Source organism: Paenibacillus xylanilyticus, from assembly GCF_047246825.1.
Classification (GTDB): Bacteria; Bacillota; Bacilli; order Paenibacillales; family Paenibacillaceae; genus Paenibacillus; species Paenibacillus xylanilyticus_B.
Genome location: NZ_JBFOLB010000003.1, coordinates 233338 through 256787 on the forward strand (window position 1 = coordinate 233338; position 23450 = coordinate 256787).

The window sequence follows — 23450 nt, forward strand, 5'->3', positions numbered from 1 at the left end:
ACAGGCCTAAGGCCTGCCTGGACATTTGCGTTATAGAAGGGAGAACTACATATGCTTCGCCGTTTCATGGCGTATTACCGTCCTTACAGAGGACTTTTCATTCTGGATTTCTCCTGTGCCATCGCAGCAGCCCTGTTGGAACTGGTATTTCCGCTTGCTGTAAACCAGGTAGTGGATAAACTGCTCCCCGAGGGCAACTGGTCCATGATTCTAACGGCATGTGCTGCACTGCTCGGCATCTACCTGCTCAGCTCCTTTTTCCATTATGCCGTCACTTACTGGGGACACAAGCTGGGTATTAACATTGAGTCTGATATGCGGAGGGAGCTGTTTACGCGTGTGCAGAAGCAGTCCTTCCGCTTCTTCGACAATAACAAAACAGGCCATCTTGTCTCACGGATGACCAACGATCTGATGGATATCGGAGAGATTGCGCACCACGGACCGGAGGATCTGTTCATTGCCCTGATGACTCTGGCCGGCGCCTTCGGCATCATGCTCAGCATCAACTGGCAGCTTGCCGTATTGACCTTCATCATCGTGCCGCTGATGATCTACCTGTCCCTGTATTTCAGCCGCAAAATGTCCAAAGCCTTCAAACGCATGTTTGCCGATATTGCAGACTATAACGCACGGGTGGAGAACAATGTCAGCGGAATCCGGGTAGTACAGGCCTTTGCCAATGAAAATCATGAAATCGGCCGTTTTACTGAGAACAATGAACGTTTCCGGCTCACCAAACTGATCACTTACCGCATTATGGCGTGGAACTCCTCGCTCAGCTTTATTTTAATGAAATTTGTCTCGCTGTTTGTACTCGTATGCGGAACATGGTTTGTCATTCAAGGAAGTATGACCTACGGGGAATTTATCGCTTTCGTCATGCTGTCCAATATATTCCTTGGTCCGATCCAACAGATTAATTCCGTCATCGAAACCTATCCCAAAGGCATCGCCGGATTCAAACGTTATCTGGAGCTGCTGGAAGCTGTTCCGGACGTAGAAGACACACCGCAGGCCAAACCGATCACAAACGTAAAAGGAGACATCGCTTTTCATCACGTTACTTTTGCCTATGGTGAACATAAACCTACGCTGGAACAGGTCAACCTGGAGATTCAGGCCGGTCAGACCGTTGCACTGGTTGGTCCCTCCGGTGCTGGTAAATCCACGCTCTGCAGCCTTATCCCGCGTTTCTATGATGTAGACGCCGGCGAAATCTCCATTGATGGCATTCCGGTGAAGGACATGACTTTGGAGTCGCTGCGCTCCAATATCGGTATTGTACAGCAGGATATATTCCTGTTTGACGGCACCATTCGTGAAAATATCGCCTACGGCAAACTGAATGCATCGGATGAAGAAATCTGGGAAGCCATCCGCCGGGCACAATTGGAGGAACTGGTGCGCTCACAGCCAGAAGGATTAAACACCATGATTGGCGAACGGGGTGTCAAATTGTCCGGCGGGCAGAAGCAGCGTCTGTCCATCGCACGAATGATTTTGAAAAATCCGCCCATCCTTATTCTCGACGAAGCGACTTCGGCTCTGGATACCGAAACAGAAGCAGCCATTCAACTGGCGCTGTCCGAGCTCGCCCAAGGGCGCACTACGCTGGTTATTGCACACCGATTGGCGACCATCAGACACGCAGACCGCATCATTGTTGTGGAGAACGGCGGCGTTGCCGAACAGGGCAGCCATGATGAGCTTCTCGCACGTAAAGGCTCGTACAGTCGACTGCATCAGGCGCAATTCGGGTAACGTGATTTAATTTACACTGTTCAATACGAATACCCTTCCCCTGTAAAACCAGGAGAAGGGTACTTTTGATTCAAAGCGCAGCATTCTGAACAGGCATTTATTTTTTGACCGCATGGATAAAATGGATGGTTTCAAATGCAGAGAGGTCATCAGTACGATTACTGAAGTATCGCTCTTGGATATCTTCTGGCGACAGATGCTCATAAATGAGAAGGCCAGCATCCATCAGCATGCGCTCCATCTCGCTGTACGTAAAACAGGATTGCATCGGCTCGCCGCCTACGGCAGCCAGCTTTACCATGTTCTCTACCCGGTTAAACATTCCTTTTTCCTCAAAGAGTCGTTCGTCTGCAACATCCAGTACAATCGAACTTCCGGATGGGAGGTTGGCAAAGGCATGTTGCATGAGATTGGACAGCACTTCTTTGGTCAGATAATACGTAACGCCCAGCAGGCTAAAGAACGTTTTCTGATTCCGAAAGCCCCTGTTCGTTAGATTCTCGTAACTAAACTCATGCGTGAAATCCATCGGAACGAAATGCAGGTTGCTAGGAATAGGCAGGTTGGCCCAATTCAGCCTATCGATCTTGAACTGCTGTGTGGCCGGGTGGTCTACTTCAAAGATATTCAGACTATCGCTTAGTTCTGGAGTTCTTAACGCAAAGGTATCCATTCCGGCTCCCAAAATGACATATTGTGTGGCTCCCAGTGTAACTTCATGCAGCAGCACCCGCTCGCAATAGGCAGCCCTCGACAGAGCGATCGGGGACAGCTGAACTTGTGTGATCCACTTCAATATTTGATCGGGATCCTCCTTAACCCTATCAGCCATTTCCGGATTAAAAAAATGAATGCCCTTTACCATTTGCTCACTAATCTGTTCAAATTCCTGGGGAGCAATCAGCTCCCTGGCTACATAATCATTGAAAATCAGAGGTGTGTCATACTGACTGTGATAAGCGCGGCCGAAGGCCGAGATCAAAGACGTGATGCTGGATTCATTTGGCTTCATCGTGATCCTCCCGCATAACAAAAATAAGGTCCCCCTGGCCAGGAGAACCTTAGTATATACGGAAATAAATAATATGTAAATTATAGCATAAAAACATATTTTTGTCAACTGTATTTTTCTAGAACGTTTAGACACGCTGGATGGATTTCCTGCTCGACCAACGTGTCTTCTCCTTATATTCCGCGCTGGAAACGCTAAGTGTCCAAACCATACTCCTTCACTTCGCGGTGGCGATTCAGCACGGCATGGAGTACAAAACCGAGCAGTGCCACCCCCGCCATGGCTGTCGCCAGCCAGGCTACGGAAATCAGGCCTTGCTTATCATACATCACACCCATCACATACGGGCCTATGACACGACCAATGGATCCGATCCCGCCAGACACCCCGATGTAAAATGGCGCAGCTCTCCCTGCATGTTCAGATATGAAGGCCGGAGTTGCAGGCGAGATCAGCATTTCCCCAAAGGTAGCCAGCACCATTGCAAGAACCATTCCGGGGTAGCTGTACATGGTAATCATGACGATGTAAGCCATACCGTAGAACACAGCACTTGCTGCCATCTGCGCAGTGGAGGTGCGGGCCATGGTACGTTTAACCCAGCTGGTGAACGGTTGTCCTACAAAGATCAGAACCCCATTAAGCGTCCAGAGCAGGCCGTACATCCGTTTTTCCATACCTTCAGAGATAATATACGGAGACACGCCAGTATTCCAGATGGAATTGCCAAACAAGATGAACAAAACACCCAGACTCATAAACAGGTATAATCTGGTGTTGCCGAGCAGCGCCCAGATCCCCGGGCCATCCTGGACGGTTTTGCGTTTCGTCAAATGAACTTCTCCCTGATCCGGTTCCGCCTGCGACAGATAGTACCAGAAGAAGATCGCAAACCCGGCAGAGGTCACTCCGTTCAGTACAAAACTGAGATGATAGGAAAAGTCGGCCAAAAAACCACTGAGTGCCGTACCAATCGCTACACCGATATTGTTTGCCACATAAATAATATTGAACAGTTCTCCCCGCCGCTCCGCAAACCGAAACCCAATGAAGGCCTGAATGGCAGGCAGTGACAACGAACTGAACAAACCGATCCAGCCCATCGCACATATAAACACGACCCAGTACGCACTAATCCAGGGCAGTGCAAACAGCCCGAGTGCATTAAGGGCAAGCGATCCGATAATCAGTTTCTTGACGCCCACCCTGTGATATAGTGCGCCACCGAGCAGCTGGCCAAAGATACCACCCAGCGACTGGATTAATATAACGAATCCAGCGTTGGCCATCGTCCTTCCGAGTTCATCAAATACGTACATCGTGGTCAGCGGCCACATCAAGGCACTGCCTGTCGCGTTAACCAGGCTTGCCAGCAAAAATACTTTGACTTCCTTTGGATATGTATCCAACCATCTCATCATCTTTATTCATTCTCCTTAACACCTTAAAAAAGCAAAACAACCTCTGCTCACGGCTATTCTTTGATCAGAGCAGAGGCCATTCGTATTTATTGAAGATAACTTTAACTTTCTACATTCTGCTCCATGGTTCATCCATTGTTCATCTTACCTGAAAAGCCCCAATGCGCAAGCACACTCATTGACGCTTCACTTCGACAGTGGCCGAGAAGAATGTTGCCCCATTGCCCATATCCGACAGCCGATTGGACGTCAGCGAATTCACCCGCTGCTTCCGGCCGCTGCCATCCCACCACAAGCCCTGGCTGATGACTGTACCCGGCAGCATGGCCTCACTCACCTTCGCGGTAAGCTCAATCCGTCCTCGCTCATTCCACACCACCACCGCATCGCCATCTTCAATGTTTCTGCTCGCTGCATCCTCCGGATGAATTTGCAGCATTGGCATTTTCTCCATACGCTGATGCTTCTCCGTATTGGCAAAGGAAGAGTTCAAGAAGTTGTGGTTCGGTGGCGACAGGAACATAAGCGGATGCACATCACCAGGTCCGGCCGGATGTTCTCCGTCATACCCTTCGACCAAAGCACGATACGTTGGCAGCGGTGGCAGGCCTCTCTCCGCCATCGCCTCGGAGAACAACTCAATCTTACCCGACGGTGTAGGCAGCTGTTCCAGATATGATGCATGTGGAGCCATGTCCAATTTTACAAAACGATGCTCCTGGAGTGCCTCCAGCGTAACTCCGTTCATATAAGGATTACCGGTATCCGTAAGGGCACCCGCAATCATCTGTTCCGGCGTTTCACCGAAAATCTCAGGATCATATCCCATGGCCAGTCCCAGCAGTGAAAACAGCTCCACATTGCTCTTGCTCTCACCCACAGGTGCAATAACCGGCTCCTGCAGATGAACATACTGATGCCAGTAGGAGGTGTAGAGATCCGTCGCTTCGAATGAAGATTTGGCTGGCAGGAGAATGTCCGCATATTTCGCTGTATCCGTCATGAACAGGTCATGCACAACCGTAAACAAATCTTCCCGTGCAAAACCTCGCTCGACCCGCTCGGTATCCGGTGCCACGACCAGTGGATTGCTGCAATAGACCATCATGGCCCGGATGGGCTGCTCCGCTTCCAGCAGCGCTTCACCAATCCGGTTCATGTTCACGACTCGCGGCTCTGGATTGCTGCGAAGCTCCGGACGCTCCAGTGCGTCGCTATTGGTGCTCGCATAGCTGTTGGTGCGCACGGCACCGCCGCCGCGCTTCAGCCAATGCCCCGTAATGGCTGGCAGACAGGCTACACTTCGCACATTCATGCCTCCGTTGTCATGGTGCTGGAGACCGTTACCGATGTGGATATGCGCCGCCTGTGCTCTACCGTACAGCTCAGCCAGCTTCACGATATCCGCCTCTGGTACGCCAGTGATGCGCGCAACGCGTTCAGGGGTGTAGCTGCGAACATGATCACGGAGTGCCTCATGGCCCACGGTATACTTTTGCATGAAGGCTTCGTCCGTCAATCCCTGTTCAAACAGTACATTCATCAATCCCAGTGCGAGTGCGCTGTCTGTGCCTGGATAGAGCGGGATAAACCAATCCCCCCATTGTGCCGTACGATTCCGGTGAACGTCGATGACCACAATTTGGGCTCCCTTTTTGCGGGCTTTCTCAGCCAGGACCACCTGATGCATGTTTGTACTGACTATGTTGCCACCCCATACGACAATGAGATCCGCATGCTCCGTATCTTCGGGCACGGTTCCCCGGTTAGCGCCCATCGTATATTTCCATCCGGTATTGCCAGCCGCATTGCAGATCGTTTGTTCCAGCATACTGGCACCAAGCGCATTGAAGAAACGACGGTCCATGCCGTCTACCCCCAGGATACCCATGTTTCCGTAAAAGCTGTATGGCAGGATGCTTTCAGAACCGTACGTCTCGGATACAGATTTGAATTTTCCCGTTATCTCATCAATGGCTTCGTCCCAGCTTATACGTTCGAACTTGCCCTCGCCCTTCGCTCCGACACGTCGCATCGGATATTGCAGCCGCTCGGGATGATATACCCGCTCCGCCATGTTTCTGACTTTGTTGCAGATGGCACCCTTTGTAATCGGATGATCCGGGTTGCCTGCAACCTTTACGATTCTACCGTTCTCCTTATGAAGCAGCAGGCCGCAAGTATCCGGGCAGTCAAGCGGGCAAACCGCCGGAAACACGCCATTCTCCTGATCGATCATATGTACAAGTCCTCCCCATTTAAAACTATCCTTACATCATATAATTTTGGAGGTAATGGCGTAAAGAGAACAGTCTTGTTTTCGGCGCTGCACGCACTATGCATTTTTTCTAAAAAAAAGTTTTCACCCTATGATTCACCTCCTAAATTCAGGGGTAAATTAAAAACAAGGCATTAGGTTAGTGTTTCCCCACTTCCTCCTCATGCCATATCATGGACCACTCCCGAAATTCGCCATGAACAGGTTTCGTTCCCCCGAACCTTGTCATGGCGAATTTATTTTGTCTGGACATAAAAAGCGATCCCCTGCTCGCCAGCTCACAGCATACAATCACTGTGATCCAGGCGATATGGAATCGCTGCTATATATGTTGAATCAAAGTTATGCCTGCTTACTCAACATCGGTCTGGCTTCCAGTTCCACCGTCGGAACAACCGCTTTGACCTCGGGTTCAGTCTTGCGCAAGTACACCATCCAGTAGGCAGCAGCAACGAACAGAGCGCCTCCTGTCAGATTACCGAGCCATACCGGAATGAAATTCATGATATATTGCCCCCACGAATAATGTCCTTCGAAGATCGCAGCCGGAATAAGAAACATGTTGGCAACCACGTGCTGAAACCCAATAGCGACAAAGGCCATCGTCGGAAACCAGATGCCGAGCACCTTGCCACTCATCGTATCAGATGCATAAGACAGCCAGACCGCCAGGGCAACCAGCCAGTTACACCCGATTCCCGATATAAACGCCTGAAGAAAGCCGTCATGCAGCTTGTGTCCTGCCATATCCACAACCTTGGCCAGATATACGCCTTCTCCCGTGAGGCCAAGCACATGCCCGAATGCATATGCCACAAACAGTGCACCCAAAAAATTGCCTATCGTAACTAAAGTAAGGTTTTTGAGCATGCTGCCCACGGACAATTTGCGTGCCAGCGTGGCGAGTGGTACAGCCATCATATTGCCTGTCAGCAGTTCTCCCCCGCCGATCAATACCATAATCAATCCTACGGGGAATACCGCAGCGCCGATCAGGTTAACCAAGCTGCCCCATTCTGCCGGGGCGGAGGCAATTACCCGAATATCCAGCAGGAATCCAAGCGCGATAAATGCTCCTGCCAGGAAACTGAGAACGAGCACAGAGGACACCCTGTTCTGTGCTTTCTTCATCCCTGTTTTCACCGTATATTGTGCAACCTCAAGAGGTGTTTTTGCCGCCATAACCATCCTCTCCTTCACTGTTCATGAAACGCAGTAACCCACATCACGCACGGGACGTTTGAACGTTTCATTGGGATGATATTATTGTATCGCGGCTCGCTTTAAAACTTTGTGCAATTAATCACAACCTCATGGGTTTATTCCAAATTGATTTGTTTTGAATTTAAGGAATTACCTGGCTGGAAGAAAAGATGCGAATATTATAAAAAGGAGTAATCCCCAGAGGGATCACTCCTTAGATAAGATATTTTTTAAACCATAGCTGGTGCTTTCACTTCCACTGGAGGAAGAGCTTGAAGGCCAGCCGAGTTCAGGAAGTTCCACGGTTTGTTGTAGTGTGGTTGGAAGAAGAAATCGATGAAGGCGAGCTCATCTACAGTCATGTTATTCTGAATGCATACCGAGATCGTATTGATCGACTGCGTCAGATCTGCCTTGGACATGACTTGTGCTCCGACAATCCGGCGTGTAGCCTGTTCGTAAATCACTTTTAGCAGCAGTTTCTCAGCCGTCGGCATGAACTCCGGACGGTAAGCATCCTCCAGCGTCACAGCTTCCACCACCAGACCGTCATCCGCAGCAGATGCTTCGGTCAGGCCTGTACCTGCAATATTTTGGTCATAAATTTTAATCCCCGATGTTCCTTGCGTACCCATGTACGGCGTCGTAGGACGAACCAGGTTACGGGCTACGAGTGTACCCATTCTTACGGCATTGGTCGCCAGCGGAATGTAAGAGGCCTTACCGGTTGGGTTATAGTGAATCGCACAGCTGTCTCCAGCGGCGAAAACGTCTTTTTGGCTTGTTTGCATATATTTGTCCACGATAATCGCGCCGTTTGGCAGCATATCCACTTGCCCTTTGAGCAATTCGGTATTTGGACGGAATCCAATACATAGAATTACGAGGTCGGTTTCAAATTCACCTTTAGATGTAATCACCTTTGTCACTTTACCATTCTCTCCGGTAAATTTCTGCACCGTTTGGCCCAGCGCCAGTTTGATGCCCCGTCCCGTTAATGTCTCTTCAATGGCATCTGTGAATTCAGGATCCAGATATTTATTCAGAATGCGGTCCACGCTATCGATCAATGTTACTTCCTTGCCGTTCATTTGGAACGCTTCAACCAGTTCAACACCGATATATCCTGCTCCGACAACAGTAACACGTTTAGCGTCTTTTGCTTTTTCGATGATCGTATTGGAATGGTTGTAGTTTTTGCAAAGTAAGATGTTTTCCATCTCGATTCCCTCGAGTTTTGGAACTACCGGCCATGAACCTGTCGTCACGATGAGCTTGTCGAACGTGTCTTCAAATTCTTCCCCGGTTTTCAGGTTTTTAGCCTGAAGCTTATGATTTGCAGCGTCCACTGCTGTAACTTCATGCAGCATTTTAGTGACTACACCCAGCTCGGCCAGTTGGTTTGGCGAAGAGTAAAACAATCCATCCGGATCTTTCACGACGCCACCTACATAAAGTGCGATACCGCACGACAGGAAGGAAATATTGTCATTGCGTTCATACACCGTAATGGTAGCATCCGGGTACAATTTGGCGGTATTCACGATCGCTGCGGTTCCTGCATGTGTACATCCGATAACTGCGATTTTCATAATAAAGGTCCCCCTTGGAGTTATAAAATAGAGTTTTGTTCTTCATTTATCATTGTGCTGCCTTGATTCCTCGAATTTTGGACGATGTTTGCTATCTCGCTTTCTCACACTTGTGAATATATTCACTAATGAGATTAAACAGATATTGTGAAAATATTCACTACATGTCAGTTGCCTTTGTGATTTATTTCACCTCATGTACTCATTATAATGTGATCTTTTTCACATTACAAGTGTTTTCTCAAAATAAATAAAAAAAGTTTCTTTCAAGCCTCTGGGGAACATCTTCATCCTCACTCAGAATATTGTCCCCTGTTCGAGCCATGATTATGCTTCGGAACCTCTGGAGAAAGCAATCCTTCATTATGTGGCGGATTGCTATCCGTCTCTGTAGATTAGTTAGTAAAAAATCTTTAGATGAGGGTTGCCTTTTATATTAGTAAGCGCTTACAATAATATTGACCCTTTATTTGGATTTTATATGAATGGAATACCAATTACTATTGGGAGGCGTTCATTTGAAGAAACGTTCAATCTCTGTTTCATTAAGTCTCATTCCTGTCACCACAATCATTGCCATGCTGACCACAGACATAGCTAAACCTGTTGCTGCTTTCGCCGATTCTCCGCCCGTTACAATAAAAACGGAGGTGCTATCTTCCAAAACTTCCGCAGGCGTTGATGTATCTTCACTGCTGAATAAGCTCAGGGATTACAGCATGTTCTCCACAGGTGACCTGGCTAAGGACACCGCATATGCGCTGAACATGGTATCCTGGCAGCTGCCGCATGGGGGATTTTTCAAAGCCATGGAGGAGAAGTATAAGTCTTCATGGGACGGGGTAACACCACGCTCTGACTGGAAGGACTCAAAAGGCGTAGAACTCGGGACGTTTGATAATGATGCAACTACAACAGAGATCCGCTTCCTAGCCGACATGTATGAAAAAACGGGTAATCCCCTCTTCCGGGACAGTGTTCGCAAAGCGGTGGACTTTATCCTTGTTTCCCAGTACCCATCAGGCGGATGGCCTCAAGTCTACCCGCAACGTGGCAATTACTCAGATAGCGTTACTTATAATGACAATGCCATGGTGCGAACCATGGTTCTCATCGATGACATCATTGAAAAGCGCAAAGGATTTAACAACGATATCCTGAGTGAGGATACAAGGGGGAAGCTGGCAACAGCCTTGGATAAAGGGATTGCGTATACGTTGAAAGCCCAAATTATCAACGACGGTGTACCTACAGTATGGGGTGCACAGCATGATCCTTCAACTTATGCACCTGTATCCGGAAGGGCCTATGAGCTGGCGTCCAAGTCAGGCTCCGAATCCGTAGCCATCACCGCTTTTCTCATGTCCAGACCTCAGACACCGGAGATTGAACGAGCAGCCAAGGGCGCCCTCCGCTGGTTCGATCAGGTTCGTGAGGATGGAACGAAGTACAATCGCCAAGGGCCTGTTTATTTTGAGCCTGATCCGACGAGTGTTATCTGGTACCGTTTCTACAATGTGGAAGAAGATGTGCCCTTCTACGCCGACCGCGACGGCAAAAAGTACATGGATATCATGGACATTAGCGAGGAGCGGAGAAACGGCTATTCATGGGCTGGCAATTACGCCCGTAATCTCCTTCAGCTTGCCTCGGACCAAGGATACTACACCTTAAAAAAACCGTTACCCTAATCTGAATGATTTTATTAATCCAAAAAGCCTGTCCTCCAGCAATGGAGACAGGCTTTATCTGTTCTATTTGTTTAGCCCAGCAGCTTCTCAATCTCTTCAGTCATGACTTCAGGAGACTCTTTGGGTTCAAAACGTCCGACAACTTCTCCTTCACGGTTAACCAGGAATTTGGTGAAATTCCATTGAATCGTATTATCTTCACCTGCGCCAGGCTGCTGCTCGCGAAGATACTGGAACAACGGATGAGCATCCTCACCGTTCACGTCGACTTTTGCAAATACGGGGAAGTTAACGCCATAATTTACTTGGCAGAAGGATTCGGCTTCCTCGCTTGTACCTGGCTCCTGACCTCCAAACTGGTTACAAGGGAACCCAAGTACAACCAGACCCTGATCGCGGTAACGATCATATAACTTTTGCAGCTCTCCATATTGCGGAGTCAGCCCACACTTGCTCGCTGTATTGGCGATGACAAGAACTTTACCTTGGTACAGATCCAGCGGCACTTCCTGATTGGCAGTCGTTACGGCCTGATACGAATATACGGACATGACTGATTCCTCCCATGACGGATGTTAGTTTCTGGGCTGCTGCCTTTACGTTGCAAATTACAAGGTAATACAGCGCCTGTCTCCATATTATAGTCCTGTGCTAACCCATTTACCAAATTCACGATCCGAACCTCTGCGGGTTACCCTGATTTGGCTGCCACAATGGCGTCATAACGCTCCTGCCTCTCTGCCTTACTGAGTTTGGGGCAGCTATAACAATAGTTCTGACCTCCATACACCTGATGATGCAGGCAGCATACCGGCTTCATTAGCATGGTCTCTCCGGGTTGGTGCGGATTATCAATCTCTACCGGCTTGAAAGATAGCACATTCTTTTTTAGACCGAGCAGATCTGCAGGCATAGCAATAACGTGCTCATATCCTTCAATCACCGCTTCACACTCTGCCTCTTCAATGTTCATCTGCAATGCTGTTGTTTTGTACCAACGGAGCATGGAGGCAAGCTGTGACCACATCTGACCGGGGTTAGCGCCTCCAGCAGATGCTACTCCTTCAATCAGGGGACGCAGCTGCTCCCTGTAATATGAGGTCAGGACATCGGTACGACTTGAGGTCTTTGTCGCATCCGTAGGACTCACCGGAGATGGGTAAGAATGTTCTGTACCATCCACCAATTGAAAACAGAAGGCTGCACGGCCATCCTTCACTTCCAACTGCAGGTTCATGTTCTCCAGTGAAAGATCAACCCACGTATCACAGAGTGCCGTCATGTAATGAATCCCGAGCATCAGCCCGCGAACCGAATGCATGAAATATACGGCCGCAGAACGGATGGATTCTGCCTGAAGGTGTTTGTTATACACTTCGAGCATCTCTCTCGCCTTCTCCGGTTGCCTTAGCGCCGCCATGGGCATCTCATATACCGATTCTACGCTCGCCTCGGTTGTGATTCTTCCATATTGCTGTAACCAGGTGTAGTTGATTGCTCCCATTCCCCGCAGTCCTCCCATGAATGCGAATGAGCCGCCTGCACAAGTGCAAAGCGGCTGCATTCTATAATTTAGGACCATACCCGGTCCATTTCATTAACTTCCTGTTGCGGTACGAACTCGTTGTTCCGAGCGTCCAGCAGCAGCACTCACCATTGCACCGTTCATCACCATTTGATCTGGCGCTGCCGTTTGCTGGCGTTCTCCAGCAAGAGCGTATGGCAGGCACAGCGGCACACCGGAACGCGGATCAATCACGATATCGGCCTCAATGTTGAACACTTCGCGAAGCACGTCACAGTTCATGACTTCTACAGGGGAACCTGTAGCGATCGCTTTACCTTTCTTAATGCCAATCATGTGATGTGCGTAACGGGAAGCATGATTCAGATCATGCACAACCATGACAATGGTGCGGTTTGCCGTTGCGTTCAGCATCTCCAGCAATTGCAGAACTTCAAGTTGGTGAGCCATGTCGAGGAATGTCGTCGGCTCGTCCAGGAACAAGATGTCAGTCTCTTGTGCAAGTGCCATGGCAATCCAGGCACGTTGGCGTTGTCCGCCAGACAACTGATCAATCGGACGATCATGAAACTCGGTCATGCCAGTCACTTCGATGGCCCATTCAATCATGCGTTTGTCTTCAGCACGCATGGAGCCAAATCCTTTTTGATAAGGGAATCTTCCGTAGGAGACCAGTTCCGTTACTGTAAGTCCCTCGGGTGCCGTAGGATTTTGTGGCAAAATCGCAAGCTGCTTGGCTACTTCGCGGGTGGATTGCTTATGAATGGACTTCCCGTCGAGCAACACGCTACCTGCTTTTGGATTCATGATCCGTGCCATCGTTTTCAGGATGGTCGACTTACCTGAACCATTGGCTCCAACAAGCGCAGTAATTTTTCCTTGGGGAATTTGAATATTCAGATCCTCAACAATCAGTCTTTCCTCATAAGCGATATCCAGCTTGGACGTCTCCAGACGAAACATGCGATCATCCCTCTCTCATTTATCCCGGTTATGTATTCCGGCTATCGATAACGAAAACGAATTTATATGTTCAGCGTATTTCCGGCACAACAAATCTTCTATACTAAAGATACTGATAATCATTATCATTTGTCAACACCAAAAACCAATCTCTTCGCTTTGTTTTAGGACATTTCGGTCTGTTTTAAGGGTTCTACTGTCGGGATTCCTATGATTGTTGTGAGAGCTTTTCTCAATGTATACGCGCTTTTTATCGCTGTTGTTCAATCTCCAAAGTTTCTGAATCCAGGGCATTGTGTCTGATTTGTGAACAACCATAATTCTATTCCTTATTTTCTAACAGAACTTGGGACGCATTTAACATCATTCTCTTCTCATCTATAAATCCGGACTGCTCGGATTGAAAATAGGCATTGAGCACAATGGTCGCCTCTGATTCGGTTAACTTTTGAATTTGTGCTTGAGTGAGTGTGATCTCAACCTGTTCCGTATACCATTCCTCATTCGTCAAGTTTGTTGTCAGTCCTTCGCTTGTCGTTGTCCATGGCGGAAGAATGGTCTTCCCTTTCACCTGTATATCTACCGCAAAAACATGCTTGGAATGCAGAATCACATGACCGGCATCATTTCCCACATACTTCAAACCTGATTGAAAAGTGAACGTATGATCATCTGATTTCTGAATGGCGAATCGGAGCATGTACTCCCCTATTTGTTTCGTTGCAATCACTGGGCCGCCATCTTCTTTTTGAATATGATCCGGCTGTGCGTCTCCCCTTGAAGTGTTCGAACAACCCAAGAGCACAATACACATCAAAAGTATGAAATACACACGCATCATTGGTTACCTGCCTTCATTTTATTATTAGAATAGCTCCTCTCATGTCAGACATCTCCGAAAACCAGAAAGTTGCATTTTTTGATAAATATAAGAACTCCCTAAATTATTCGTGAGAAATGAAAATTAAAAAAGATGACCCCGACTACATGCCAAGGTCATCTTGCATTCTTTCAATTTGGTTATAAACATATCATTACGCTACGGCTACAGCTTCGGCGCTGGCATCAGGTTGATTACCAACGTACCCATCTGGACACTTACGATGTCTTCCGGATTAATATCAGCAGGTAACGTCATCTGCTGCCCATAGGGATACAGGCGATCCGCTTCAGCGACCGTTAGCTCTCTTGATGAAGTCGAATCTGATCCCACCGCTGTGTCCGAAGTATCGGACGATGTGGTGTCCGTTCCCTGTTCGCTATCTCCATCAGCATCTGCGGAGCCAGATGTATTCCCGCTTTCTCCATTCATTTCTGCATCTGCTGCTTGATCTGTAGTGGAATCATCCATCGTTGGTGTACCTGTCCCCTGGTCGGAGTCCTCTACCTGCTCTTCATCATTCACAGAGCCTGTAGACGTATCCCCAGAAGTTCCTTCAGATGAACTCGTATCTCCTGCCGGTCCCTCCGCATCCGGTTCCTCATTTCGGTTAAAACTCTCCCAATCAGCCGCCGCATCAACCTCCTGCGTTGTGCCATCCTGCATGGTTAATTGGAGCGAGCCGGGCGACAACGCATTACTGTCTGCTTCATTCCTGAAACGGAGCACCAGCTGTGCATCTGTGTTCGTCCCGTCTGCCTCGGATGCCGGAATTACATAAGCGATCTGCTCTGCAAGCTGCACCTCAGGCTCGGCCGGAACCACGGGCTCCTGTGTCTGTGGAGGTGCCGCTTCTGGCGATTCTGTTTTATTCACCGTCAGTGCATACGTAACCCCGGTTATACCCAGAATCAGGATGACGATAACCGATCCGAAAAATAGGTTCTTTCTTTTGCCCGTCAGCATGCGCACAAGCGGTGAAGATAAATCCGTTTTGGCCCGATCGTAGGCCGGCTTCATCGTTTTACCCGCTCTCGCATAATACGGCTTGAACGAAGACTTGGACTTGAAGGCTTCCCGATCATGTTCCTTGAAATAGGCTACAATGGCGTCCGAATACGCTTTGTTCGCCTGGGAGCCCCGAATAAACAACCGCTGATTCCCCGACCATTCGAAAAATGAATACAAAACGTCCGCACTGCCAGCACTGCTTCGGACAAACTCAATCAGCCCCGCATAGTCCAGCTTGCTGCCGCTCCCTCCCCGGTAGAAGGCCAGCGGCAGCGCATCATATGCAGGTGTTCCCGGATGATTCCGCAGTTCGTCCGCGAGCCAGCGGCGTGCCCAACGCTGGAGTTCATTCCGCTCCGCAAGGCTCAGCGATTCCAGTTCCTCTTCTTCACGTCCTTCACCGCTCAGCCACGCTCTGGCCGCCAGCATCATGTTCGTACGAGCGGATACATCCTGGCCCTGACGTGCCGCCCAGTCACGTACCTCGCTGCTGTGCAACAAAATATCTATGCTCAATAGCTGCTCCCGGTTCACCCGTTCCAGATCAAGATCCTGGATCAGAAACAGATTAATGACATATGCCAGCTTATCGGCAAGACGTGTCAGCTCCTCCTGATAAGCGGATAATCCTGCTGATTCGGCTCCCCTCGGGCGGCCGGACCTGGTCACAGTCTCAGACTGCCCAATTCGAGCTTTAATTCCATCGTTGACCAACATGTCAGAGGAAACCCGGTCGAGCACACTCACCCGCTTGAGCGCGTCATTCGCAGCCTGAACCGGATTCGGCGCAGAACATAATCGTTCACGCAGCTCCGTGGCTGTCCGTTCCAGCAGGAAGCTGTTGTGCACTGCAGTTGTATGCTTGGTTACCCAACGCTCGACCACCCCTATAACATCCGATGCGGTTTCCGTACGTTTCAACTGACTGTCCAGATAAGGCTCAAACAGCAGCTTCGTCAGTGATTCATTGACCAGTACTTTATCGAAGAATGCAAGGCTCAGCCCAGAATCGCGATCCAGTAAAGCATACAATTCCTGTACGGCAATCATCCGTTTCTGAGACCTGGCATTGTTAACCGCATAGATGAAATAGTCCACGATCCGGGACTGAACGACAGGCGCAGCGACACGGAAGTACTCCGCGATGCGTGCAGCGACCGTTTCCTCGGGTACATTCTCCCTTTTAACGCTGTCGAGCTCCCGGCTGAGCAGGGTCAGGAACAGTTCATTCAGGCGAGAACGCCGCTGGGCTCCGCCTTCCGGCTTCAGATAGGTAAGCAGTCCGCTTAGGACCCCGCCCTTATTATTCAGGTAGAGCTCTTCCATCCCTTGCTCAAGACGGTAAAACACGGACAGTTCCCCGTAAGCTTCAATGGAAAGCTCGCGTCCTGGTTCTGTGCCGGATAACATCTCATCTGCAAAGGTATAGAATGAAACTGCCGTTTCCGGCTCCTGCAGCAGTGACCAGGCAAACTCCGCATAAGGAAGCTGGGCTACCGATGCTTCCGCATGGGTTACCCTCCCGGTAGCCAGATCGAAGGTAAAATCCTTCTCCGTGTTCCGGTCTTTGGGACGGAGCGTTCCCCGCTCTACAAACTGAAGATGGACTCCCTTCTTGGCCTGTGGCTCCTTGGCAAATGTCATGAAGCCGAGCTGCCGCCTGAACGCGTAAGGCAGCGCAGCAAAGAGCAGGCGAAGCAGTTCCTTGGCTCCAGCCGTGATCTCCTCAGCAGGCAGGTCCAGCGCAATGTATACCTTTCGCCGGGTCGATACGGCCTGCATGACCGCATAGAGCAAACGCTTGAAGAGAGTTTCGTTCATTTTCAGTGCGCCCAAAATATCGGCTGGTGCTACTGCACGGGCAATAGCTCCGGCTCCCAAGCCAATCCCTTGCCCATTTAATGGCGCACCCGGCAATTCAGTCAGGGCAGGCAATACCGTACCTTGTTCGATGTCATATGACGTGGCGAATACAGCATCCAGCCAATTCCCCTGCTTCATCTGTTCTTCGGAGCGTTCCGGAGACAGGACATAGTTATGTGCAAAAAAGGCGCTGCGCAGCCCGGTGAAATCTGCAGACTGGTACACATTTTGCCCAAGAATCGTTTCCCCGCCCTCCAGATGAATCAGATGAATGGATGACGGGAACTTCGCCTCGTCCTTCTCACTCCGGCCCGTCAGCTCCGCTGGAGCGTCATAGACGCAATAGGGATGAAGAATTTTTTTGATAAAAGAAGGGTCCAGTCCCGGCGATGCCGCAACCGTATCGAAACCCTCCGTTGTGCGAAACACCCCGCGCCGCTCTCTTGTGTACATCTGTTGTTCAATTGGCGGGGTCATGGAAGAACGCATCATCCCACTCTCCCCTCAATGTACTTCAGCTTGTACAGCAGCCACAGAAACGGCTCGTCCACCCGGATGGGACTCACGACACCCTGAAGCTTCATATCCACCGGATTGCTGCCCAGCGCAGATACTGCGAAATAGGCCGTATCCTTGAAGTACACATCCATCGTGCCTTTGAATGGACGGTCCACCTTCTCGATAAAACGCCGGATCTCTCCGTCGATATTTTCGAATTCGGTCAGATCAAACCAGTCGCGGTGTACCATATTGCGGAATACATTGCTGTTGGATTTGATATAATCTCCCTCTTCATCCTTGAGGGAGTGCAGCATGTCGCTCTTGGTAAGCACAACGGCCGTAGGAATATTCGTCTTGGCTTTATCCTGATAGGCGATGAAATCACCGAACAGAGTCAGTACGACATCACGCGGCTCATCATATCGTGGGGTCCACTCGCCCGGCTCGTTGCCGAGGTTAATGCGAATTTTGTCCCGAATCGAACGAATCTGAAGCGGGTCCACCATAAACAGGATACCCGCTGAGTTCTTGATATGCTGTCCATGCAGTCCCAGGTAATCCTGCTCAACCATACCCTCGCCGGCCACGTCAAAAAAGACCAGGGTCAGCGGTGCTTTATCTTCATCCTTGAACACAAACTGAAAAATAAACGGCTCCTGCAGCTTCTCTTTTTGCGTCGAATCCAGCAGATTCCCCCGCTCGAACAGCGGTTCTTCGTAATCTGCGCGGAACCTGCGGCTAATCTCCGCATTCAGCGGCATGCAGGCTGCATCGAAGTGGTCAGCGGTATAGTGCTGCAGCGTATGAATCAACGATGTCATGTACACCGACTTGCCCACCTGGGATGCACCGATAATGGAAATGATATTGCTTGGTGCCTTGCCTGCCGTTACCGGCAGCTCATTATGGCAGTGTGGACACAGCCGGCGCCGCGTAACTACACCGTACCGGTCATTCAGTCCCATCACAATGTTATCCGAATAAATGCGATGTTCTTCAGGCACATCATGCGGAGCCAGAACGGCTTCCATATCAAATACGGTATCCAGCCCAAAGCGTTCGCGATACCGATTCAGCTTCGCATCTTCCCCCAGTGCATAATCTTCATCGTCGTCCCGGTGATGGGCAGCCCGGAACACCACCTCTTCCGGTGAAAACTTGCTGAAGCAATAAGGACATACAATATCGTAAAACGGCGGCCGTTCTTCCGGCTGCTGTCTCTTCAAAAACCGACTAAAAAAACTCATAGCCACTCCCCTCCCTGTTCAGGCAGCTCGAGTCTGCCTCACATTCATCTAGTCTGATATTAGGCGGTAAACGGCTCCGTATTTCGGTCCGTCCGTGAAGAACAGCCTCACATAGTCATCCTTGGCTACTTCCACGGGCGGCATCTCGTTTCTTCCTGGAGCAAAATCACTGACAAAAGGGTACACCGTGCCGTCTTCCTTGTTCAATGGAACTCCGCCCTGCTTGCGTACATAACAGAGCGCTTCCTTAGGCACCGGCACTTCTGCCGTTACGGTCATGAGTACACTTTTTCGTTTTTGAAAAAAACCACTTTTGTATCGAATGGAAAAATGGATATCGGCCTTGCCTGCGCTTGCAATGACCGTATTCTCGTCATTCAGCTGACGCAGCAGCACCGGACCGTCCTCGTCCATTCGGCAAACATGCACCGTATACCGAATGGCGCCAAACCCTGTCATCCGGTCCATATATCCGTTACTCGCCTTGTATTCTTCTCTCGTATACAGCTTTAACTTGCCTGAAGCAGTCTGGTCCCTACTCTGCTCGTCACCAACCAACTCAAGCTCCAGCCGTTCCACGTACACAGCTTCCACACCTTCCGGCCAAAGCCAGCGAAGCGTACAATAGCCATCGTCCACCGCAAGTGTAAGTCTGCGAATCAGAGGCACCGAAGGGTCCGCATCTGCAAATCGCATGTGTCTCCAACCTCCCGATGTTTAAAATCCTTTGCTGCGTGTATCTCTCGCCCGCTGACCGAAACCGTCTGCCGACGGGGTTCCCCTGCCCGCTTCACGGCGACCCCGGCTGCTCCGCGGAGTATTCTCCTTGATGGGAATGATCCAGGTAAACAGCGTAAGCACAGCCGATAGTATGAGCATCGCACCGAATCTTACAAACGTATCACCAACAGGCGATCCATCCAGCCCCCATTCCAGCAAGAGTCCTGCAAGCAGGCCTGATACCGCTCCACCAATACCGAAGCTGACAGCCAGGTGGCGGTTATCGAAGACCAGCCCAAGCGATACGCCCAGCGCTATACCAATCAGCAGCATAGCGGCAACACGGAAGATCGCCAGATAGGTACTGTGTTCCATCATGCCCGTACGTTCGGTCACCAATGTCCGTTCATCAATCGTATCGTAAATTTGCTGAAATGCCATGTTGAGACCACCGGAATCCGGTACGTCATAGTACATGCCGCCTGTCTGCTGAGCAATGTTGCGCAGCAAGTCGGTGCCGGATGGATCTACCAGACTCAGACCGACGGTGTTGACGGCAATCTGTTCATTCGCATATTCGTCCAATATGTCTGAGGTATCGGCCTCGCTGAATCCATCCGAGAGCAGTATGGCAACCGTTCCGCGTTTAGGGTCCTGCTTGCCTTGGATCTGCTCCATGGCTTCCCGGAGCACGGCATCGAAGTTTGTACCGCCTGACGTTGTGACAATGCCGTCGATCTTGCTGTTTACCTCGTTTTTGGCCGCTTCACTATCCAATGCGATAAAGGGCTGCAGCAGCTGCGGCTGATCATCAAAGGTGAAGACCGCAACCTGCTTGTCACTTTCCATTTGATTGATCAGCGTCTTGGCTGCTTCGAAACGCCCATTATCGGGGTCCGTATCCGTCATACTGCCCGAGTTGTCGATCATCAGCACGATGTCTTTCACCTGTTTCACACCGCCTGGATTGATCTGATACAACAATTGAAAAACCAGCCCAACGACAAACAGCAGAGCAAGCGTTGCCGGAACGAGCAGTTTCCACGATAACCCAAGATATCTCAGCTTCCAGGAAGACCCGTTCAGCTTGGGCGAGATCATCTCGGCGAGCAAACAGAATAGACCCACACTCAGCGCCAGTACACCGAAGTATAATCCCATCAGCAGCAGGCGCGGCATTTCCCCGAGCCACTGACGCAGCATGATTTCTCCTGCCGCAAATCCCACGGCTCCGCCAATCAGGCTGAACAGGACCAGGAGAAGATTGATTTTTCGCTGCATGTTCGCATGCATCCTTTCCAAACCAGCCTATCGTAGGCTGAATTAATACCAGAGTTGATCTGATATGTCGTACTACCGCATGGGTGACAGTTTATCAGCCAAATCGGAGGGGTGTAGCTCATAACCGTTCTCCGTATACGAGTCGTAATAAACCTTGCCGTTGCGATAGACCATCAGATCCTCCAGATGGAACCCTCCCATCAGGTTCAACTTTTCCACACCACTGCTGCGCTCTTCGTACACGACACCCAGCTTATAGATGCGTGACGTTTCCTCGGCATGCGCCGCATAATCCATGAAGGCACTGTGATGATCACCAAAGAAATACTTTTCTTCATATCGATGTTCCTGTGTGTAATCAAATACCCGTATCCGAATAACCGCCTGATCTTCCAGCGTACGATACAGCCTGCGGAACAGATCATCACGGGTCAATACGTTCTTGTCCCCATAAGCAATGGTTACATTCGCCCGCTGCAGCAGCTCTTCCTCAAAAGGTACCCTCAGCGGTTCCGCTGTGAGCAGTAATGTGTGGCATACCTCCATCAGACGCTGAAGCAAACGCTCATTGCCTTCGGCAGCAAGCCGGTTTATGTCTCCCATATAACGATCCTCAAACCATACATCCCGTCCGCGCTTGCCCTCCAAATCGGCTATCAACGCTTCTGTCACCTTGCCGTAATACTCCATCACATTCTGTCCGATGTATTCGTCCGCGGCAGCGATACGCTCTTCTGCCGTCTCACGCAGCATGCGTTCCAGTGCTTCCAATGCTGCCGTTACGCTGCGGCTGAAGCTATGAAGCTCTTCCATCTCTGAATCGCAGATCCGGAACAACTGCAGTTCATTTTCCAGACGTAACAGTTCGACTTTGGGTACATACACTCTCTCCAGCAAACAATCGATCAGGTTCCTTACGTTCTGTTTGTCGCGGAACAATGCCCGTTTGAACGACTGATCCTCCACCTGCTCCTGCTGGCGCTGTTCCAGCAGTGCACGTGCAGAATCCAGCTGAACGGATTTATCACGAATGAGTCCCTGCAGGGCCTCACGTACGCTTCCGGGGCTGCTGTCACTCCATGAAGCCCACTGAAAATAGCCAATCTCCGGATACTCCGTCCGTGACTGCTCCGCTTGCCGGCGCAGGGAGCCCTGGCTGCTGCGCTGACGCAAACGTTCTTCGGCCGGACGCACCATGTTATCACGGAAGTACGCTTCAGCTCCCTGACCGAATAGCGCTCGCTCTGCTTCACGCAGCGATAGCGGCTTCAGATCGGAGAAGCTGACGTTATGCGTCATAATGCCGCTCATGCCGCCCACCAGATCCTGTTCAGGCAGCAGGCCTTCGACCTTACGCTCAACGGATGCCGCATCCAGTCCGAAGAAAGCAAGCTTGTCCTTCATACTCCATTCGGGTTCCTGCCGCATCCGATCCAACAGATATCGGTACAGATGATACAGGACTGCGAGCGCGATTGGTTTGTTTGGCCGTCTGATCTCGGCAAAACCTGCACTCGCATAGCCATGCTGGTCCGAGGTGGTACGAATATTGTTTTTGAATGACGTATTGTTATAGGTGTTGGCTCCTGTGCTTGCAACAGCACCAAATGCATCGGGATCCTGTTTCCGGTTCTTCAGCAGGCAGATTCGGCAGATAATCTCGGCATTCTCCATCCATCCACCGGTTACACCGGTTCCGCGCTCATTTTTGTCTGACAGGATATAGACGAGATCAAACAAAGGCGAAGAAGGATGCTCCACCGGAATCGAAATGCCATCTTCCGTCACTAACAGATTGCCGCTGAACGTATAGTCCAGCGCCTGCATGTAATCCAGTTCACGCAGGAAAGCGAGTCCGGCTGCACTTGCATATCCGAAGGAATCCACCTGCTCCATTTCGCTGACCAGCACATGCAGATCCGTCTGAACCGACTTGAAGGATTGGGCTAGAATGATTTCGGTCAGCTTGGTCAGTTCGGGCAGGAGCACATTCAGCGGATCATCCGCCCTTGTGACAACCGTCACGTAGATCCGGTCAAACGATGAATACAGCCGCCCGTATTCAGCAATCCGGTTGCTCACCCGGCGTAACGTGCGATTCAGACCGAAGAGCGCCTGCTCCGAATCGTGAAAGCTGCGGTGCACATCCTTGCGCATGGTCTTGGAAGGCCGCTCCGCCTGTACGGTGGTTAGAGGCAGGGTATGATGGGTCACCTGACCATCATCCGATGAATCAAGATGTTCTCGTCCCCCCTGGCCTTTCCCGCCCTCCGTTCCAATGTGTAGATACACCACGCCTTCCCCGTTATCCCACTTCAACTGATTGATCTCTCGCACTGCAGACATGGCCGGTTCGACCAGGTCGCCTATAAAAAGAAACAGGGCCGGGTAATGGATGCTGCTTCGTCCATCACCCAGGCTGCCTTGCCGCTCCTGCTCTGCCGCATACTGTGCCGCATACTTCTCCAGGTCACGCTTCAGGGTATTGTTCATACTGA

Annotated in this window: 16 protein-coding genes; 2 read left to right on the forward strand and 14 right to left on the reverse strand. The window is 50.3% G+C overall.

What is annotated here, in order from left to right:
- The first annotated feature begins 51 nt into the window (after positions 1–51).
- Positions 52–1764, forward strand: a complete 1713-nt coding sequence (locus AB3N00_RS20455) for an ABC transporter ATP-binding protein (RefSeq protein ID WP_413036232.1) — start codon at positions 52–54, stop codon at positions 1762–1764.
- 97 nt (positions 1765–1861) lie between these two features.
- On the opposite strand, the gene AB3N00_RS20460 is transcribed toward AB3N00_RS20455, so the two are convergent.
- The 5 genes from AB3N00_RS20460 to AB3N00_RS20480 all read right to left on the reverse strand — a co-directional run bounded on the left by AB3N00_RS20460 (position 1862) and on the right by AB3N00_RS20480 (position 9270).
- Positions 1862–2776, reverse strand: coding sequence for a class I SAM-dependent methyltransferase (locus AB3N00_RS20460; protein ID WP_413036233.1), 915 nt, complete (start codon positions 2774–2776; stop codon positions 1862–1864).
- A 194-nt stretch (positions 2777–2970) separates the two neighbouring features.
- Positions 2971–4194 (reverse strand): MFS transporter, encoded by a 1224-nt coding sequence (locus AB3N00_RS20465; RefSeq protein ID WP_413036598.1) that lies wholly within the window; start codon positions 4192–4194, stop codon positions 2971–2973.
- A 178-nt stretch (positions 4195–4372) separates the two neighbouring features.
- Positions 4373–6436: a molybdopterin-dependent oxidoreductase gene (locus AB3N00_RS20470; protein ID WP_413036234.1), complete on the reverse strand. Its 2064-nt coding sequence runs from the start codon at positions 6434–6436 to the stop codon at positions 4373–4375.
- 381 nt (positions 6437–6817) lie between these two features.
- The gene (locus tag AB3N00_RS20475) at positions 6818–7657 is read right to left on the reverse strand and encodes a formate/nitrite transporter family protein (protein WP_413036235.1); all 840 of its coding nucleotides are present in this window, start codon (positions 7655–7657) and stop codon (positions 6818–6820) included.
- Positions 7658–7908: 251 nt separating this feature from the next.
- On the reverse strand, positions 7909–9270 hold the full coding sequence (locus AB3N00_RS20480; protein ID WP_413036236.1) for an FAD-dependent oxidoreductase: 1362 nt from the start codon (positions 9268–9270) through the stop codon (positions 7909–7911).
- A 518-nt stretch (positions 9271–9788) separates the two neighbouring features.
- Here AB3N00_RS20480 and pelA point away from each other — a divergent pair.
- Positions 9789–10961, forward strand: coding sequence for a pectate lyase (gene pelA / locus AB3N00_RS20485; protein ID WP_413036237.1), 1173 nt, complete (start codon positions 9789–9791; stop codon positions 10959–10961).
- Between the two features lie 71 nt (positions 10962–11032).
- On the opposite strand, the gene AB3N00_RS20490 is transcribed toward pelA, so the two are convergent.
- From AB3N00_RS20490 to AB3N00_RS20530, 9 genes are all read right to left on the reverse strand, one after another.
- Positions 11033–11512 carry a glutathione peroxidase gene (locus tag AB3N00_RS20490; RefSeq protein WP_413036238.1) on the reverse strand — a complete coding sequence of 160 codons (480 nt, stop codon included), beginning with the start codon at positions 11510–11512 and terminating at the stop codon, positions 11033–11035.
- A gap of 140 nt (positions 11513–11652) precedes the next feature.
- Complete coding sequence (locus AB3N00_RS20495; RefSeq protein WP_413036239.1) at positions 11653–12465, reverse strand: IucA/IucC family C-terminal-domain containing protein; 813 nt, start codon at positions 12463–12465, stop codon at positions 11653–11655.
- 93 nt (positions 12466–12558) lie between these two features.
- Positions 12559–13449, reverse strand: coding sequence for an ABC transporter ATP-binding protein (locus AB3N00_RS20500; RefSeq protein ID WP_413036240.1), 891 nt, complete (start codon positions 13447–13449; stop codon positions 12559–12561).
- A 322-nt stretch (positions 13450–13771) separates the two neighbouring features.
- The gene (locus tag AB3N00_RS20505) at positions 13772–14281 is read right to left on the reverse strand and encodes a hypothetical protein (protein ID WP_413036241.1); all 510 of its coding nucleotides are present in this window, start codon (positions 14279–14281) and stop codon (positions 13772–13774) included.
- A 213-nt stretch (positions 14282–14494) separates the two neighbouring features.
- Positions 14495–17695 (reverse strand): hypothetical protein, encoded by a 3201-nt coding sequence (locus tag AB3N00_RS20510; RefSeq protein ID WP_413036242.1) that lies wholly within the window; start codon positions 17693–17695, stop codon positions 14495–14497.
- Positions 17692–18951 (reverse strand): TRAFAC clade GTPase domain-containing protein, encoded by a 1260-nt coding sequence (locus AB3N00_RS20515; RefSeq protein WP_413036243.1) that lies wholly within the window; start codon positions 18949–18951, stop codon positions 17692–17694. The genes AB3N00_RS20510 and AB3N00_RS20515 overlap by 4 nt, the downstream gene beginning before the upstream one ends.
- Positions 18952–18999: 48 nt before the next feature.
- Positions 19000–19647, reverse strand: a complete 648-nt coding sequence (locus AB3N00_RS20520; protein ID WP_413036244.1) for a beta-mannanase — start codon at positions 19645–19647, stop codon at positions 19000–19002.
- 21 nt (positions 19648–19668) lie between these two features.
- A complete protein-coding gene (locus AB3N00_RS20525) occupies positions 19669–20952 on the reverse strand; it encodes a vWA domain-containing protein (RefSeq protein WP_413036245.1) in 1284 nt (427 codons plus the stop codon).
- A gap of 72 nt (positions 20953–21024) precedes the next feature.
- Positions 21025–23445: a transcription initiation factor TFIID gene (locus AB3N00_RS20530; RefSeq protein ID WP_413036246.1), complete on the reverse strand. Its 2421-nt coding sequence runs from the start codon at positions 23443–23445 to the stop codon at positions 21025–21027.
- Positions 23446–23450 lie beyond the last annotated feature (5 nt).

Bases quoted from the DNA above. Each gene is read 5' to 3' on its own strand.
- AB3N00_RS20530 (WP_413036246.1), bottom strand. From the start codon at position 23,445: ATGAACAATACCCTGAAGCGTGACCTGGAGAAGTATGCGGCACAGTAT.
- AB3N00_RS20500 (WP_413036240.1), bottom strand. From the start codon at position 13,449: ATGTTTCGTCTGGAGACGTCCAAGCTGGATATCGCTTATGAGGAAAGA.
- AB3N00_RS20465 (WP_413036598.1), bottom strand. From the start codon at position 4,194: ATGAGATGGTTGGATACATATCCAAAGGAAGTCAAAGTATTTTTGCTG.
- AB3N00_RS20470 (WP_413036234.1), bottom strand. From the start codon at position 6,436: ATGATCGATCAGGAGAATGGCGTGTTTCCGGCGGTTTGCCCGCTTGAC.
- AB3N00_RS20460 (WP_413036233.1), bottom strand. From the start codon at position 2,776: ATGAAGCCAAATGAATCCAGCATCACGTCTTTGATCTCGGCCTTCGGC.
- AB3N00_RS20455 (WP_413036232.1), top strand. From the start codon at position 52: ATGCTTCGCCGTTTCATGGCGTATTACCGTCCTTACAGAGGACTTTTC.
- AB3N00_RS20480 (WP_413036236.1), bottom strand. From the start codon at position 9,270: ATGAAAATCGCAGTTATCGGATGTACACATGCAGGAACCGCAGCGATC.
- AB3N00_RS20515 (WP_413036243.1), bottom strand. From the start codon at position 18,951: ATGAGTTTTTTTAGTCGGTTTTTGAAGAGACAGCAGCCGGAAGAACGG.
- AB3N00_RS20475 (WP_413036235.1), bottom strand. From the start codon at position 7,657: ATGGCGGCAAAAACACCTCTTGAGGTTGCACAATATACGGTGAAAACA.
- AB3N00_RS20520 (WP_413036244.1), bottom strand. From the start codon at position 19,647: ATGCGATTTGCAGATGCGGACCCTTCGGTGCCTCTGATTCGCAGACTT.
- AB3N00_RS20510 (WP_413036242.1), bottom strand. From the start codon at position 17,695: ATGATGCGTTCTTCCATGACCCCGCCAATTGAACAACAGATGTACACA.
- AB3N00_RS20525 (WP_413036245.1), bottom strand. From the start codon at position 20,952: ATGCAGCGAAAAATCAATCTTCTCCTGGTCCTGTTCAGCCTGATTGGC.
- AB3N00_RS20490 (WP_413036238.1), bottom strand. From the start codon at position 11,512: ATGTCCGTATATTCGTATCAGGCCGTAACGACTGCCAATCAGGAAGTG.
- AB3N00_RS20495 (WP_413036239.1), bottom strand. From the start codon at position 12,465: ATGGGAGCAATCAACTACACCTGGTTACAGCAATATGGAAGAATCACA.